Origin of the sequence: Dietzia sp. DQ11-38-2 (assembly GCF_014145055.1) — a bacterium.
Taxonomy (GTDB): Bacteria; Actinomycetota; Actinomycetes; order Mycobacteriales; family Mycobacteriaceae; genus Dietzia.
Map to the genome: position 1 here is coordinate 1 of NZ_JAALDW010000021.1, position 1,712 is coordinate 1,712.

General features: G+C 70.5%; 1 protein-coding gene. It reads left to right on the forward strand.

From position 1 onward, the window contains the following. Positions 1-317: 317 nt before the first annotated feature. On the forward strand, positions 318-1,712 hold a 1,395-nt coding region (locus tag G6026_RS00865), incomplete at its 3' end, for a proton-conducting transporter membrane subunit (RefSeq protein WP_347238047.1).

Below are 1,712 nucleotides of genomic sequence, written 5' to 3' on the forward strand. Positions count from 1 at the left end.
GGGCCCCGGTGCGTCCGGGGTCGCGGCGACCGGCTCACCCGCCGGGTCACGCTCCCGGTCGTCGGTCCGGTCGTCGGTCCGGCCGTCCGCGGGCTCATCCGCCGGGTCGTCCGTCCTGTCGGCTGCACTGGGGATGGGGGTGGGGGGCATGCCGTGGATGGTAGTGATGTAGAGCACCCGTTCCCGCAGGTCATTCGGCATGCCCCTGAATCCTGCTCGAATCCGTCCCGATCGGGAGTGTTAACCTGGGTCCGCGGGCTCGGTTCCCACGGGTCTGTTCCGACGCCCACCCCGACCACCACCGGAGCCAACGGCACGTGACCTTGACCCTCGCCCTCGCAGTGGCCTTCGGCATCGCGGCGATCTCACCGTTGCTGGCCCGCACGATGGGGCGGGACGCGGGGTGGCCGCTCGCCGCCATGCTCGGCGGCCTCGCCCTGTACATCTGGTTCGCCATCCCCGTCGACACCGTCGCGTCGGTCGAGTGGATGCCCGCACTCGGTGTCGAACTCCGTCTGTCCCTCGATCCGCTGGCCCGCGTGTTCACCATGATCGTCCTCGGGATCGGGGCCGTGGTGATGGCCTACTCGTCCCGGTACCTCGGACGCGGCTCGGGCCACGGTGGGTACTACGGCCTGATGACGCTGTTCGCCGCGTCCATGCTCGGGCTCGTCCTGGCGGACGACGTGGTGGTGCTCTTCGTCGCATGGGAATTCACGACCCTCTGCTCGTTCTTCCTCATCACGCTCGCGGGCCCCAAGGGCACGCAACCCGCCGTGCGGACGTTGCTCGTCACCGTCGCCGGCGGGCTCTGTCTGCTCACCGCCGCGGCGCTCATGGTGGTCCGCACCGGTACCACGGTCCTGTCGGAGATCCTGGTCGACCCGGTGTGGTCCGCCGACCCCGCCTTCGCGGCCGTCATCGCGGTGCTCATCGCCATGGCCGCGTTCACCAAGTCCGCCCAGTTCCCGTTCCAGGCGTGGTTGCCCGACGCGATGGTCGCGGCGACCCCGGTCAGCGCGTATCTGCACGCCGCCGCCATGGTCAAGGCCGGCATCTACCTGCTGCTGCGGTTCTCCGAGGCGCTGCACGACGTCCCGGTGTGGAATCTGCTGCTCATCACCTGCGGTATGACCACCGCGGTCCTCGGCGCCGTGTTCGCCATGCAGCGCGACGACCTCAAGGAACTGCTCGCCTACTCCACGATCAGCCAGCTGGGCTTCCTGGTGGCGACGATCGGCGTGGGCACCCCGGCCGCCATGGTCGCCGCGATCATCCACACCATCGCCCACGCGCTGTTCAAGTCGTCCCTGTTCATGTTCGTGGGCGTGGTCGACCACCAGACCGGCACCCGCGCCATGAGCGGCCTGCCGCGGCTGTACCGCATCATGCCCGGCACCGCGATCGGTGTTGGCCTGGCCGCGGCATCGATGGCGGGGCTGCCCCCTCTGTTGGGCTTCGTGTCCAAGGAGTGGATGTTCAAGTCCATGCTCGACGCGCCGGGGGGCGCGTGGGCCGGTCCCGCGCTCGGCGCGCTGGCGGTGTTCGCCGCCACGTTCACCTTCGCCTACTCCGCGCGCTTCCTGCTCGGCGGGTTCGTCACCCACGGCCCGCCGGCGGGTCCCGGGCCCGAACCGGTGCACAGCACCCCGGAGACCATCGAGGCCCCGCGCGCCTCGTTCTTCCTCCCCGCCGCCCTCCCCGCGGTGCTG